The organism is Salicibibacter cibi (assembly GCF_016495865.1).
In the GTDB taxonomy this organism is placed as follows: domain Bacteria; phylum Bacillota; class Bacilli; order Bacillales; family Marinococcaceae; genus Salicibibacter; species Salicibibacter cibi.
Genome location: NZ_CP054706.1, coordinates 46,962 through 61,193, shown reverse-complemented (window position 1 = coordinate 61,193; position 14,232 = coordinate 46,962). Strand labels below are relative to the sequence as shown.

The following is a 14,232-nucleotide window of genomic DNA, read 5'->3' as shown; positions in this document are numbered from 1 at the left end:
TTACAGCTCACGCCTTCCTTCCACTGCGCGGGAAAGCGTGACTTCGTCGGCGTATTCCAAGTCTCCGCCGACCGGAAGCCCGTGGGCAAGGCGCGTAACGCGTATCCCTGTAGGTTTTATCATACGAGATAAATACATGGCAGTTGCTTCCCCTTCAATGGAGGGATTTGAAGCGATAATCACTTCTTGGACCGTTTCATCTTGCAGCCGTTTAATTAATTCCGGGATACGAATATCTTCCGGACCGATCCCGTCCATCGGGGAAATAGCCCCGTGCAAAACATGATACAGCCCGTTGTATTCCTGCATTTTTTCCATCGCCATGACGTCCTTGGAATCTTCGACGACACAAATGACGGAACGATCACGATGGCTATCGTCACAAATTATGCACGGATCTTGATCCGTGATATAAAAACAAGAAGAACAATGCGTCAAATCGCGTTTCGCGTTAACGAGCGCTTTTGCGAAATCAAGCACATCGTCCTCCTTCATATTGAGTACATAAAAAGCAAGACGGCTCGCGGTTTTCGGACCAATGCCCGGCAACTTCATGAAGCCGTCGATCAGTTTTGATATCGGAGCAGGATATTGCACGCGTCAATCCTCCTAAAACATTCCGGGTGGCAAGTTCATCCCTTTCGTGAACTTACCCATATCTTGTTCCACAAGCTCATCCACCTTGCCCATAACCTCATTAATGGCGGCTAAAACCAAGTCTTGAAGCATATCAACATCTTCAGGATCAACGACCTCTTCGTCGATTTCAACATCTAAGATGCGTTTATCGCCTGAGGCAACGATTTTTACCGCGCCGCCGCCCGCAGTCGCTTCTACCGTTTTTTCCTTCAATTCCTCTTGTGCCTGTTGCATTTGTTTTTGCATTTTCTGCATTTGCTTCATCATGTTACCCATGTTTTTCATTGGTCTTCCTCCTCGATATTCGAATCGTCCACGACTTCAACCAATTCAGGTCCGACGAGTTTCTTCGCCTCCGCGATCAAAGGGTCCTCCTCGCTTGATTCCGTTGGTGTTTCCTTCGTAGCCGCTTGCTGAGATTTTCCTCGATAAGCTTCTTTTAGTTGATCCCAGTCTTGCTTAAGAAGCGTCATTATATGATAGCTATGGTCATTATTAGCCGCAATGGCGTGCTCTGTCAATGCTTTGAATTTATCAGCAACCATGCCGCGGTGCATTTCATTGCGAAAAACGAGGAGTACTGCGTCCGTCGTCGCCGCTACCGGCTGCGCGTCATTCAACCATGCATGCGCGGGCACGCTTTCTTTTTTCAGCGTTTGCAACGTTTCCGCCCACCGTGATTCAATTTTCATCCGCTCTTCCTTCGAAGCTTGCTCCAGCAACTGTTGGGCTTGTCTTACCCCTGCGCCGTTTGAGGAACTTGGAGAAGGCCTCGGTTTTTCTCGCGGGGCGGCCTGACGGGGAGCATCTTCTTCCCGAGGTGAAGCTTGTGCCGCTTGCCCTTCTTCCAAGGTACGGATTTTTGCTTCAAGGTTTTGTACTTGCTCCACCAACCGTTGCACCTGTTGATTGTCCGCCGAAACATTTTCCTGCGACCCGGCATCTCCCTGGCAAATGTGAATAAAGGCCATTTCCAGAAAAATTTTCGGATGCGGCGACCCTTTCATCTCCCGCAATTCGTCATGAAGCGCATCAATTGTTTGATAGGCCCAGTCCGGTTCTATTTTAGCCGCGAGCGAACGAAACGTATCATCGACCTGTACACGGTCCAGGAGCTCCTCCACATCGGGAGCGGTCTGAAAAAGCAATAAATCACGCAAATAATGGATGACATCCTCCATAAAACGCAACGGATCTTTGCCTTCCCGTATCAACGTATCCGCTGATTGTACAGCTTCTCGCGCATCCTGTTCGATCAATGACGTTATTGCGGAAGCGAGAAACGACTGGGAAGCCGCCCCCGTTATCGCTTGGACATCAGAAACGGTAACTTTCGCTTCTGCAAAAGAAATCGCCTGATCTAGCAGGCTCAATGCATCCCGCATTCCACCTTCAGCCGCACGGGAGATAAAATGAAGGGCATCATCCTCTACCTCGATCTCTCCCTCAGCGACAACCTCTTTCATCCGCGCCACAAGGGTCTCTCCACTGATCCGCTTGAAATCAAAACGTTGGCAACGAGAGATGATCGTGAGCGGAATTTTGTGAGCTTCTGTCGTCGCTAAAATAAAAACAGCGTGGGCAGGAGGTTCTTCCAATGTTTTCAACAAGGCGTTAAAAGCACCGGTCGAGAGCATATGCACTTCATCGATAATGTACACTTTATAACGTACATCGCGCGGTGCGGCAATGACGTTATCGCGTATGTAACGAATTTCGTCGACCCCGTTGTTAGAGGCCGCATCAATTTCGATCACATCAACGACGGAACCTGTCTGTATCCCAAGGCATGCGTCACATTCATTGCACGGCTCAGCCACCGGGGCATGCACACAGTTCACGGCCTTCGCGACAATCTTGGCAGCACTCGTCTTCCCCGTGCCCCGCGGACCGCTGAATAAATAGGCATGGGCGAATTTTTGCTGGCGAAGCGCATTTTGCAGTGTTTGTGTAATGTGATTTTGACCGGCAACGTCCTCCAGACGCTGCGGGCGCCAGACACGATAAAGCGCTTGATAACTCAACAAAAACCCTCCTTGTTTTATTCATGCGGATGTAAAAAAAGCGATGATCACTTCTTTTATTATACGTTTTTCGCGGCTTTTTTTCAAAAGCGAACTTTTCGATCACGTTCTTCTGACAAAAAAAGTACCTTAATAGGTACCGATAGATTTATACATCTATATCTTCTTTTTTTAACGCCATTAATCAACAATTCATTATATCGCTTAACAGGTTCAAGTCCTGATTTATTACGCTTCATTTTTGTGAACAAAACCAAATAATGGTGGGATTTGATGTTCATTCACGCTTTCACTTGGAAGTATGAATAATTCAGGCTTATATTCATTTTACCATAAAAAGCTGATGAAGGCGGATTTTGCCCAAAATAAGAATCCCAAGCTCGCGCCTGGGACTCCTCTCAAATATGTACGCCGTGCACCTTCCTTCGATAAGCATATCATAAGCGGTACCTAAGCAGTTAGCTCGATCCAGGCGCCTCCGCGGCACACGAAAGGTCACGCTTACTGCTGCTTCCTTCCGGACCTGACAGGGTTCACGAGTTTCCGTTGCGCGGAACCCGGACGTCAACACCACTTACAAAGGGCAGTCCCTACAATATGCAAACCTGGGGAAGGGATTCAGCCTCGCTCTAGCGGATTGCGAGCAGAGGGCACCGCTACCTCCCCGCCTAGCACGGCAAATTACAGTATAAATCATAGCGAACAAGAAATCAACGGGATAAGTTTATTTCTTCTTTCCGGCACGTAATTTTTGAAAAAAAACCGATAAACGCTCGCTACATTCGTCTTCCAACACTCCTCCGACAACTTCGCTCACATGATTAAAACGCCCGTCATCGAGCAAGTTCATCAACGTGCCCGCGCAACCGGCTTTAGGATCGGAAGCACCGAAAACAACACGGGGCACACGCGCCTGCAATGCTGCACCCGCGCACATCGGACACGGTTCCAACGTGACATAGAGCGTGCATCCTTCCAAACGCCAAGAACCGATCGCTTCACTCGCGGCACGCATGGCAATGCATTCCGCGTGGGTGAAGATATGCTGATCCTGCTCACGGCGATTGTATGCACGAGCGATCACTTGGTCCTCATGGACAATCACAGCGCCAATCGGGACCTCATCCTCGGCCTCGGCTTTAGCAGCTTCCTCGAGTGCCATTTTCATATAAAATTCATCGTTTTGTTTCATGTGAAACACCTTTACTATATAGTTCCCTGCCATATTGATCGATATGATTTTTAAGGTCTTCGTTTGAACACTCTAGCGCCGCATTCCCTTTCAAAAATTGGATATATGGGGTTGTGTTGAAAAAGCGTTCGACACGTAAAATATCCGGCGTTTAAAACCCTTGTTAGAAATAATAAGGTTCGCATTGTAGACAAAAGTTTCTATGCTGCGAATAAGAACATTCCGGAACTTGTCTTCATTCATTAGCCTAAATCTGGCGCAAAACTTCCCGAAGGGAATGACAATGCGAGATAATGAGCTGTATTTAAGACAAGGGAGGCTCCATCAAAATCTTTGATTTAGGTGGAGAGGTTCACAGTTCGTCATAATGAAGAAGATCGAACATATAAGGAAGTGGATACTCCTCATTCAGATCGTCGTTTAATTTCACCATGGTTCTGTGGGAAACCCTCTCCCCTACAATGGCAAGATCTACATCTGACCCACTTTTGTTATTGCCTAAAGCACGACTGCCATACAAGATTGCACGTGCAATCTCCGAATATTTTTCAAGTGCTTTACGAATATAAAAAAAATCCCGATCAATTAATCCAGTCAGATTTCGATCCGACAACGCGTCTATCCATGTATGCCCATCCTCTATTATGCCCATTTGAAATGCTTGCTTTATCGTTTGGCGAGGGCTTTTCATTATGTACCCCTCTGCCTCCAGATAATCCTTGAAAACTTTCCATGCCAATTCAAAGGTCACTTCAAATAATTGAATTAGTCCCGCCCGTTCCAAATCTGTATTGAGCGGATGGTCTTTATTTTCTACAGTAACTATGATTTTTCAAAATTATTAAAGCGCTGTTTCCAGCGTATCTCCTTTGCATTATCCTTTCAATACCCCTCCCTCAAGAATCCGTATCCTTAATTTAACATTAGAAAACTTGGCTTTTCGCCAAGCTTTTATGGCGAAAGCCTTAGCCCAACTTATGCAGGTAAGAAAGTTGATTTATACTTTCTTACCTGCTAAAAAAGGCGGGAGCACCCCCGCCGAATTTTTTTAATCTGCTTCCATGTCGTCAAACGCATCAGGATACGTAACGGAGTCGAACACTTCGCCATCCTCGGCACTCTCCAAATGGATCGTAACTTCCATTTCTTCCTCGTCTACACCGTCAAATCCCTGATACATTAACGCCCATATAGATACGCCAAAAGCTGCAAAGCCGTCAAAACTATTTTCATATTGTTCTTGATCGACAACAAACGTTATGTCGTCGAATGAATCATTGGCAGTCACATCTTCAATCGAAGCAAATTCATCATTAGTGACGATCTCTTCTATGTATTCGTTCGCTTCTTGTTCCATTTCAGCCATCATTTCTTGATGAGCCTCACCTGTCATTGTAATCGATACAGAGCCGTCTTCATTCTCCGCGACTTCCTCTATGCCATCTTCTTCATCAGCATCGGCTGCAAGCTCTTCGATAGAATCTGCCCCTGCTTCTTCCATAAGTTCGGCAGGAAGCGTTAATTCCACATCTTCCGCTCCACACCCTGCTAATGACAGCATCGCGCCAATTCCAACAGCAATTCCTAACTTCCTCATGTAATATAACTCCTTTGTTTATAAATCCCGAACCTATAGTACTATATATTTGAAAATTTTTCTACAAAACCTCTTTTCGTGGGTTTGAGGACGCTTTGTGTTGCACGAAATCCATATAAGTCTTCAGGATTGGGTTTAACGGACTCTTAGTACTGCTTGAGAGTCAAATGAGTCTGCAATTGCAACAAAACAGATTGTGGTGGCTGTATTTGTGTATGTTCCTTTGTCCAATAAGAGAACAGCCTAGTTTGGCAATAAAAAAACCCCCAAAGCACTAAGCCTAGAGAGCGGTCGGGTCGTTCGTATATGTATCGGTCCTCAACGTTCATGCTCCTTGCACGTCGTGCCCTTTCCTAAACTGCGCAAAATAATCTTGATCGGGTATTTTTAATAAAAGCCCTATTTCTTCTTTTGTTAACGGCTCGATTGTGTCGTCATCCGTTTTCATAACTGATAGATTGGCCGCCGGATTGCTCGGCAAAACACCTTCCGTGTACAATGTCATAAAGAATGCTTTAAGGATTCTAATTCGGACGTTAACGCTTACGGGCGACAAGCCGCGCTTATGTGTTTCGAACCTTTCGCGGTAAGGATGCCCGCCGTAGTATTCTTTATCGTTCGAACACCAAACGACATACTCCCGTAAAATTTCAAGGTCGATATGTTCAACGAGCATATTTTCGCCGTAGGTTTCCGTTAGCCAGTCGCCAAAATATCGGAAGTGAATTTTATAATCTCGTAACGTGCGCTCTTTTAAATTCTTCGCTCGCTTCACGTTAAGTACAAACTTAAGCGCGTCATCTAACGTGCGAACGGCTTTCTTTTTCACTTCGGTTGGCTTACGTTTGCGCATAACCTTACGACCGCTACGTTTATCCACGCAAAAAACCTCCCTAGGTACACCTAGAGAGGCACGAACAATTATGTAAATTTTTACGGTAACGGTGCGGCCAAATTTGCTCACTAATTCCGGAAATGCCCGCCGCGGTTACGTGCGGTTTATATCCGTAATTAGTCTAGCAGTTTTCGACCATATCAACGCTTTGCTTATCGCTGTAAGTACCGTCATATTAGTATGGCGGAGGAGGAGGGATTCGAACCCCCGCGGGGCGTTAACCCCCTGGCGGTTTTCAAGACCGCTCCCTTCAGCCGGACTTGGGTACTCCTCCGTATGTAGATCTGTCAGTGACAAAAACCATATTAGCATGTTCAGATCGTGATTGCAAGCTGATCAGGCAATTTTTTTAAGAGAACTTGGCTTTGCACCAAGTTCTCCCATTCACGAATCGATTTTTTCGTACGGGGCACCGGAGCGCTTAGCATGAGCGATCGTTGCAGACAAACCGTCTGTCAGCGACGTTTCAGGTTCCCACGCATAGTGCGAGCGCAGTTTGCGATTGTCCAGGTAGCTTTTCTCGATGTCACCCGTCCTTTTTTCCATAAAAAGCGGACGGTAACGCTGGTTCATAATCGTACATAATTCTTGCAACAGCTCTTCAATGCTCGTTTCTTCTCCCTTGCTCACATTGTAGACCGGCGACGCCTCAGGCACGCTCGGTGCTTCGAATAAACATTGAAGCATCGCCCGCGCGACGTCTTTTACATAGATAAAATCTCTTGTTTGTTTCCCGTCCCCATAAATTCCGGGCTGCTCGCCGTTCAACAACTTTTCAACAAAAATGGTGATGACCCCGGCTTCCGTATCGACGCTTTGCCTTGGACCATACACGTTGGCAAAACGTAGCACCCGGGCATCGATATCGTACAACCGCCGATAAGCTTTCACATACTCCTCGCCGGCATATTTGGACACGCCGTATGGGGATAGTGGTTCCACCGCCACATCTTCTGCGATGGGTAACGTTTGTTGGTCACCGTACACCGCCGCGGACGACGCGTAAATGAAATTTTTTACCTTATAAGCCTTTGTTAATTCCAACACGTTCACCGTGCCATGAATGTTGATGTTCGCATCGTGCTCCGGAGCGTCCAGGGAAGGGCTTGCTTTGCTTTGTGCAGCCAGATGGATCACTCCGTCAATGTCGGAATGTTGCCGGAAGATTTGCTCCAACGCATCCCTATTTGTGATGTCCACATCAAAAAAATGCGTGTTATCACTTGGGTTTACGTGTGCACTTTTCCCGGTGCTCAAATTATCGGCAATGAGCACCGATTTCTCCTGTTCTACCAGCGCATCGACGACGTGCGAGCCAATAAACCCTGCACCGCCTGTAACAAGTATTTTTTGCATATGCCTATCCTCATTTTCAAGCTTTATATTTCCGCTACTGGTTATTAAAGGTTGCTTTGTTTTTTTTCTCCATAGACGACGTACTTTTTTTTTCTGTCGTTCCTTCTGTTTTAGACATGTCAAACACAACAGCGAACGTTTTGAGCAGAATAATGATATCTAACCAAAAACTGTAATTCCGGATATAATACAGATCAAACCGTAATTTATCGTCCGCTTCCGTACTGTATTTTCCCATAATCTGGGCATACCCGGTGATTCCCGGTTTTACCGTATTGCGATAACTGTAGTGATAATACTGTTCGGAAAGCTGTTTGATGAAAAATTCACGCTCCGGCCGTGGACCGACTAAGGACATGTCCCCTTTAAAAACGTTAAACAATTGCGGAAGCTCATCCAATCGCGTGGCACGAATCCATTTCCCGACTTTTGTGATCCGGCTGTCATTTTCTGTCGATAACGTAGGTCCGGTGCCGTTTTCCGCCCCTTCAATCATGGAACGGAATTTATAGATCATAAACGCTTTGTCGTCCTGTCCGAGCCGCTCCTGCTTATAGATAATACTGCCTTTCGGGCTTTCGATTTTTATGCCCAATGTTACCAAAAGCAACAAAGGCGAAGTGATCAGCAAAATCACTCCGGAAGCGAGGATGTCAAACGTTCGTTTGATCAATTTTTCATCCCACGTCAAACCGAACGGTTTTACCGACATGGCCAACGTATCTTCAAGTGGCGTCACTTGCGACCGTTGCATGAGCAATTCATATAAGGTCGGAATAACGTAAACGACTTTGTTACATTCCATCGCATGATAAATGATTTGCGATTTTTGTTCTTTGCTGATGTTGGGACATAAAATAACATAATCCACTTGACGAAAGAAAGATGTCACGAGCCCAATCGGAGTATCGGCTTCGATGTGTTTGACGCGTGTCCCTTGCAACATCGGGTGTTTTACTTTCGACATCATTTTTTGCGCTTCTTCGCCATCTCCAATTAAAAGAACTTTCCCGACAACATTGCGACGAATGAACTTTAAATATAGTGATTTCCAAAAAACCATGAATAAAACCGTGAAGATACTGGCAATTAATATAATGGAACGCGGAAGGGCAAACTCTCTAAACAAGTAAGAAGCAGCCATCGTTAAGAAAGCCATAAAAGACACCGCAATAAGTATCTTCAATAGCACATCCCAAATCGTATTTTTACGACTCAACGCATATAATTCATATACGGAAATAAAGAATAAACCGATCAACAAAATCCAAGGCAACAACGCCACAAACGATGACCAGTTTTCCGCGGGGAATCCGTTGTACCGAATATAAAATGCGCTTATATACGCCGCCAAAATACAGAAGAGGTCAATCAGTATGATAATAAATTTATGATTTCGCGATTCACTGTTATCCGGCATTCGTATCTCTCCCACTAGATACTGTAAATAAATTCCTATATCTGAAAATAACTAAAACATATCCGTTCATTTAATCATTAATATTAAACAGAAGAACCACTGATTATGCATGTATACCATACCAAAAATACATGTAAAAGAAAACTGCAAATTCAGCATAGAATCTACAAGGTGGTGACAATTTGTGAGCCTTCCATAGACATTTCATCACCGAATTAAAAATAAACACTGTTATAGACGGCAATAGATCAGCACCTTGGAAATTATATGGGAGATCATAGATAAAATATGTAATTTTTTCGGAATGTGAGCGAATGCTAAGTAAATGACTCCGGTGATGCACCGGAGTCACAGATTATTGATATTCAGGGATATCAAAGTATAGGTCAGGATTATCTAATTGTTGATATAAACTTTCAATGCGCGGGACTTGTTTTACAGCCCATCCAATATCCGTCGCATATTGCGGATAACCGGGATTCGCAGGATTCCATCTCATCTTGTATAGCGTATTTTGATTATAATCATTGTGGATATATCTCTGCGAAATAAAAGCTGCACCACCAACGATGGCTTCTTCCGGAGAAAACCATCCTTCATTATAGGCATAGATTGCCCCGAGTGTCTCCGCATCATGATCCGCTGCACCAATTCCAAATGTATTATACGTGGTTCTGATATTACTTAAATTGCTTCTGTTACCTGAAGTAACTACTTGTGCATTGCCGTTGCTATTTTCGCCTACTTCAATCCCGGTCGCCAAATTAGATGTGCCATTGCCTGTTTCCAATAGAGCATGTGATATGAGATATACTTCATTCACCGAATGCTCATCTCCCGCATCAATAAAAGCTTGTCCCATGCCGTCTAAGCTTCCAGATAAAACATTGTTCAACTCGTTGGCTGAGACCCCAACACTCTCAGTTAGTAAAAGATGTTGAAATTGATCATTGTTACTGGGATCAAGATATTCGGCTACATCAGCCTCACTGGCATCCTGAAACCCACCGCTTGCAGAAGATATTTGCGGTGAACCATTCATTTGTATAGATAATGCTTCGTCAAACGTAACATCGTAACTTGTATAAGCAATGTGCTCATTACCAGACGTCTCATAGAATTCTATTAGACTACCACTGACGTACGTCGGGCCACTGACATCATCCATTTGAATCTTATACCAGCCGTCGATTTCGCCAACGAGATCTATACGTTCTCCACGTGGGATAGAACTGACTTGGTCATAAGATGTGCTGGGGCCTTCACGTACGTTCAGAGATACATTTGCATCGACATAGCCGATATCTTCTTCCGGTAAATCGACCGGAACAATAAAGTCCCCCGACACATACGCTTCGCCGCTCAATCCTTCGCCACTGATCTTATACCAGCCATCGGACGTTTCGCCTTCCAGCTCCACCCTTGTGTAATCATCCAATCCAGCGATCTTGTCGTAATCGGTTCCCGGGCCGGAACGGACATTCAAGTGGGAAGACTGCACGATTCCATAGCTGCGTTCGGGCGACGTTAACGTCTCTTCCTCGCTGATGTAATCCGCATTTACGTATGTCGGCCCTTCGACATCATCCAATTGTAATTTGTACCAGTCGCCAATCTCGCCGACGATGGCCACTTGTTCATTACGTTCTAATTGATGCACACGCGCCTCATCAGTCGTTGGCCCTTCGCGCACGTTTAGAAGATCGCTGTCGACATACCCCTCGTCATAGGACGGTACATCCACCGGGACAATAAAGTCCTCCGACACATACGCTTCGTCGCTCAATCCTTCGCCACTGATCTTATACCAGCCATCGGACGTTTCGCCTTCCAGCTCCACCCTTGTGTAATCATCCAATCCAGCGATCTTGTCGTAATCGGTTCCCGGGCCGGAACGGACATTCAAGTGGGAGGACTGCACGATCCCATGGCTATGGTCGGGTTCCGTCAACGCTTGATCTTGCGTTTCTGCTTGCGTCTCTGCACGCGCCTCTTCCTGTATGTCTGTTGACGTTATGTGAGAAGCACTCACATACGCGGGATCGTCCATATCGGCCCATTGAATGAGATACCAATCGTCGATTTCGCCGACGATATCTACCGATTCCCCTCGCGGAATGGCATCCACTTGGGCATAAGACGACCCCGGGCCTTCCCGGACATTGACAGAGGTGTCCGCGTCCACATAACCTTCATCTTCGTCCGGTGCATCAACCGGCTCAAGGCCTTCTTCCGAGACGTAGGCATCTTCACTGATGTCATCGGCATTTATTTTATACCAACCATCCGAGGTCTGGCCTTCCAACTCCACTCGCGTATCATCGTCCAGTTGTCCGACCACTTCATAATCAGTGCCGGGGCCTTCCCGGACATCCAACGCGTCGGATCCTTGGACCACGCCGTGCGTGCGCTCTGTTTCCGTTAATTCAGCGGCTTCCGGAGGTTCGGTGAACGTCACATGATCGCCACTGATATATGTAGAACCATCCGCATCCTCTAACTGAATCTTATACCAGCCTTCAACTTCCCCAAGGAGATCAATCGATTCGCCTTGCGGGATGGATTCAACTTGGGCATAAGACGACCCCGGGCCTTCCCGGACATTGACAGAGGTGTCCGCGTCCACATAGCCTTCATCCTCGTCCGGTGCATCAACCGGCTCAAGGCCTTCTTCCGATACATAAGCATCTTCGCTAATGTCATCGGCATTTATTTTATACCAACCATCCGAGGTCTGGCCTTCCAACTCCACTCGCGTATCATTGTCCAGCTGTCCGACCACTTCATAATCAGTGCCAGGGCCTTCGCGGACATCCAACGCGTCGGATCCTTGGACCACGCCGTGCGTGCGCTCTGTTTCCGTTAATTCAGCGGCTTCCGGAGGTTCGGTGAACGTCACATGATCGCCACTGATATATGTAGAACCATCCGCATCCTCTAACTGAATCTTATACCAGCCTTCAACTTCCCCAAGGAGATCAATCGATTCGCCTTGCGGGATGGATTCAACTTGATCATTAGACGACCCCGGACCTTCCCGAACGATTGTGTCCGTATCCACATAGCCTTCATCCTCCTCCGGTGCATCAACCGGCTCAAGGCCTTCTTCCGATACATAAGCATCTACGCTAATGTCATCGGCATTTATTTTATACCAACCATCCGAGGTCTGGCCTTCCAACTCCACTCGCGTGTCATTGTCCAGCTGCCCAACAACGTCATAATCATTGCCCGGGCCTTCGCGAACATCCAACGCGTCGGATCCTTGGATCACGCCATAATCGTGCTCAACTTCCTCCAATGTACTAGCTTCTGCTAAGGTTTCATTATTTAGATCAACGTCTTGTAGAGCAATAAATAGAAATAAGATTATTGAAACTGACATTAAAGACCTGAATAACTTCATTTCAACTCCCCTTCATTATGCATTCGTTTGTATATAATCATAATATCATAGAATTTTTAAATTCACACTACATATTTAGGAAATGATAAAGACTTTAAAACTATTATTATAGGATCATCTTGTGATAATAAATGGGTATGTTATGTAAAACAATAAAACTGACTCCAGAAAAATGAAGTCAGTTTTTGAACACGTGTATTAATTTTGCTAGATAATCATATATGAGCTAATCATCAGAAATGATTTCAAAAGAGATGTTACTCTTTCCTTTGAACTCCTCAAATTGAGTTGCAGTAACATCTTCTATTTTTGATTTTTTAGTACCTGATGCATTAATAACTTTTTCAAATTGGTCTATTTCTTCTTGGGAACCGATTGTCTTTATTTCTAACCGTTTTTTTGAGACTGGATTAATGCTACCGATTAAATATAATTTCACTGCTTGTCTTTTCAACAGTCTCAAATAACGAGGTCCGAGATTTTTTCCTTTTATAGTAAAATTCTTTTGATATTGTATCCCTTTTGGAACCATTGGTATATTGATCTGATCTGCATACCCATTAAATAATAAATCTTTTATAGGTTTAAACTCAAAATAAAAATTCTCGTTTCTACTGTTACTATGGGGAAAGTAAAAATCTATTACATGTTTTGGAACATCGATTGCACGCCCTTCAAATGGGAAAACGTGCATCATAATTTCACCTTTGGTATTAATCTCATTTACAATGCCTTCATTCCTTTCTTCATTGATGACCATATCTATAGAACCTGTAGGTAAACCAGGAACGGCATTTAAAGCTTTTATGGCATATTCCTTAAATTTTGGATCTACGCTTTGGGTACAATCAACGTTCAATCGATCTCCAAGATGCGTACCATGTCGTCTTACAAACACTCGCTCCCCATTTTCAGGCACAAACTCAAGCGATTTGTGTTGTTCCTCTAAAAATCTTTTTAAATCATTATCAATCACAATAGACCTGTTCTTAGTTGCGACGTTTTTGCGTATGTCTCTATTTCTTTTACTTATAAGGTCCTCTATATTATTGACGCCATCTCCAACAACGTTTGAAGAGTATGACTTAGTAACCGCAATAATCTTATCCTTTATCACATAGAAGCGATAGTCTACGCCTCCTGCAAAATACTGTTCGATTATAACTTCTTGAGCCCTAAACTCATCCCTTATTTTCAATATGCATTCTGCTAACTTTTTCCTGGAGGTAATGTTCGTATAAACCCCTTTACCGCTACCCCTATCAGTTGGTTTCACTACAAGCGGATAGCCAATTTTTTCGCCATGCTTGCACATTTTTTCTATTGAGGTTTTACTAAAGGTAAATGTTTTATTTTCAGGTACCGGAACGTTATTTCTTTTCATATATTTATAGGCAGTACTTTTATTTTCTGCTAGATCAATAGCCTTATTCGATGTTTTGGAACCACGAGCACAAGTAAATAAATATTCGTTTTTCCCATCAGACAGGGAATATTGATATGCAAGTGGCGGTACGCTTCCTCTTTTATTATTATAAAAATTTAATTTTAGTCCTCTTCGCCATCCCTCTAAAGCAACGGTATAAAAAGATGTTTGATATGTAACAACATCTTTGGGCAATGAATGTTTCAAATGCTCTAAATGATGATCTATGCTCACTTGAATACCCCATTTACTATAAAATCTATTTCCAAAACACATT

Annotated in this window: 11 protein-coding genes, 1 tRNA gene and 1 other RNA gene; all 13 read right to left on the bottom strand. The window is 44.6% G+C overall.

All coding sequences use genetic code 11. From position 1 onward, the window contains the following. A complete protein-coding gene (gene recR / locus HUG20_RS00230) occupies window positions 1–597 on the bottom strand; it encodes a recombination mediator RecR (RefSeq protein WP_200086698.1) in 597 nt (198 codons plus the stop codon). Between the two features lie 12 nt (window positions 598–609). Then, window positions 610–924, bottom strand: coding sequence for a YbaB/EbfC family nucleoid-associated protein (locus HUG20_RS00225; RefSeq protein ID WP_200086696.1), 315 nt, complete (start codon window positions 922–924; stop codon window positions 610–612). Continuing rightward, a complete protein-coding gene (gene dnaX, locus HUG20_RS00220) occupies window positions 921–2,663 on the bottom strand; it encodes a DNA polymerase III subunit gamma/tau (protein ID WP_200086694.1) in 1,743 nt (580 codons plus the stop codon). Before dnaX ends, HUG20_RS00225 begins: the two co-directional genes overlap by 4 nt. A 411-nt stretch (window positions 2,664–3,074) precedes the next feature. Continuing rightward, window positions 3,075–3,340: signal recognition particle sRNA large type (ffs, locus tag HUG20_RS00215), an RNA gene on the bottom strand. A gap of 47 nt (window positions 3,341–3,387) precedes the next feature. Continuing rightward, window positions 3,388–3,855 carry a tRNA adenosine(34) deaminase TadA gene (gene tadA / locus HUG20_RS00210; protein WP_200086692.1) on the bottom strand — a complete coding sequence of 156 codons (468 nt, stop codon included), beginning with the start codon at window positions 3,853–3,855 and terminating at the stop codon, window positions 3,388–3,390. Between the two features lie 352 nt (window positions 3,856–4,207). Continuing rightward, window positions 4,208–4,639, bottom strand: coding sequence for an HI0074 family nucleotidyltransferase substrate-binding subunit (locus HUG20_RS00205; protein WP_200086690.1), 432 nt, complete (start codon window positions 4,637–4,639; stop codon window positions 4,208–4,210). Between the two features lie 264 nt (window positions 4,640–4,903). Next, on the bottom strand, window positions 4,904–5,452 hold the full coding sequence (locus tag HUG20_RS00200) for a hypothetical protein (protein WP_200086688.1): 549 nt from the start codon (window positions 5,450–5,452) through the stop codon (window positions 4,904–4,906). A 325-nt stretch (window positions 5,453–5,777) separates the two neighbouring features. Then, window positions 5,778–6,332 (bottom strand): tyrosine-type recombinase/integrase, encoded by a 555-nt coding sequence (locus HUG20_RS00195; RefSeq protein ID WP_200086687.1) that lies wholly within the window; start codon window positions 6,330–6,332, stop codon window positions 5,778–5,780. Between the two features lie 196 nt (window positions 6,333–6,528). After that, a tRNA-Ser gene (locus tag HUG20_RS00190) sits at window positions 6,529–6,621 on the bottom strand. Window positions 6,622–6,731: 110 nt separating this feature from the next. Then, window positions 6,732–7,703, bottom strand: coding sequence for an SDR family NAD(P)-dependent oxidoreductase (locus HUG20_RS00185; protein WP_200086685.1), 972 nt, complete (start codon window positions 7,701–7,703; stop codon window positions 6,732–6,734). Between the two features lie 34 nt (window positions 7,704–7,737). Then, window positions 7,738–9,123: a sugar transferase gene (locus HUG20_RS00180; protein WP_200086677.1), complete on the bottom strand. Its 1,386-nt coding sequence runs from the start codon at window positions 9,121–9,123 to the stop codon at window positions 7,738–7,740. Between the two features lie 355 nt (window positions 9,124–9,478). Further along, complete coding sequence (locus HUG20_RS00175) at window positions 9,479–12,529, bottom strand: SH3 domain-containing protein (RefSeq protein ID WP_200086676.1); 3,051 nt, start codon at window positions 12,527–12,529, stop codon at window positions 9,479–9,481. 226 nt (window positions 12,530–12,755) lie between these two features. After that, window positions 12,756–14,189, bottom strand: a complete 1,434-nt coding sequence (locus HUG20_RS00170) for an ATP-binding protein (protein WP_200086673.1) — start codon at window positions 14,187–14,189, stop codon at window positions 12,756–12,758. Window positions 14,190–14,232: the final 43 nt, after the last annotated feature.

What these genes read in the sequence shown, in the direction of transcription:
- tadA (WP_200086692.1), bottom strand. Translation starts at nt 3,855, where the DNA reads ATGAAACAAAACGATGAATTTTATATGAAAATGGCACTCGAGGAAGCT.
- HUG20_RS00175 (WP_200086676.1), bottom strand. Translation starts at nt 12,529, where the DNA reads ATGAAGTTATTCAGGTCTTTAATGTCAGTTTCAATAATCTTATTTCTA.
- HUG20_RS00225 (WP_200086696.1), bottom strand. Translation starts at nt 924, where the DNA reads ATGAAAAACATGGGTAACATGATGAAGCAAATGCAGAAAATGCAAAAA.
- HUG20_RS00180 (WP_200086677.1), bottom strand. Translation starts at nt 9,123, where the DNA reads ATGCCGGATAACAGTGAATCGCGAAATCATAAATTTATTATCATACTG.
- HUG20_RS00185 (WP_200086685.1), bottom strand. Translation starts at nt 7,703, where the DNA reads ATGCAAAAAATACTTGTTACAGGCGGTGCAGGGTTTATTGGCTCGCAC.
- HUG20_RS00200 (WP_200086688.1), bottom strand. Translation starts at nt 5,452, where the DNA reads ATGAGGAAGTTAGGAATTGCTGTTGGAATTGGCGCGATGCTGTCATTA.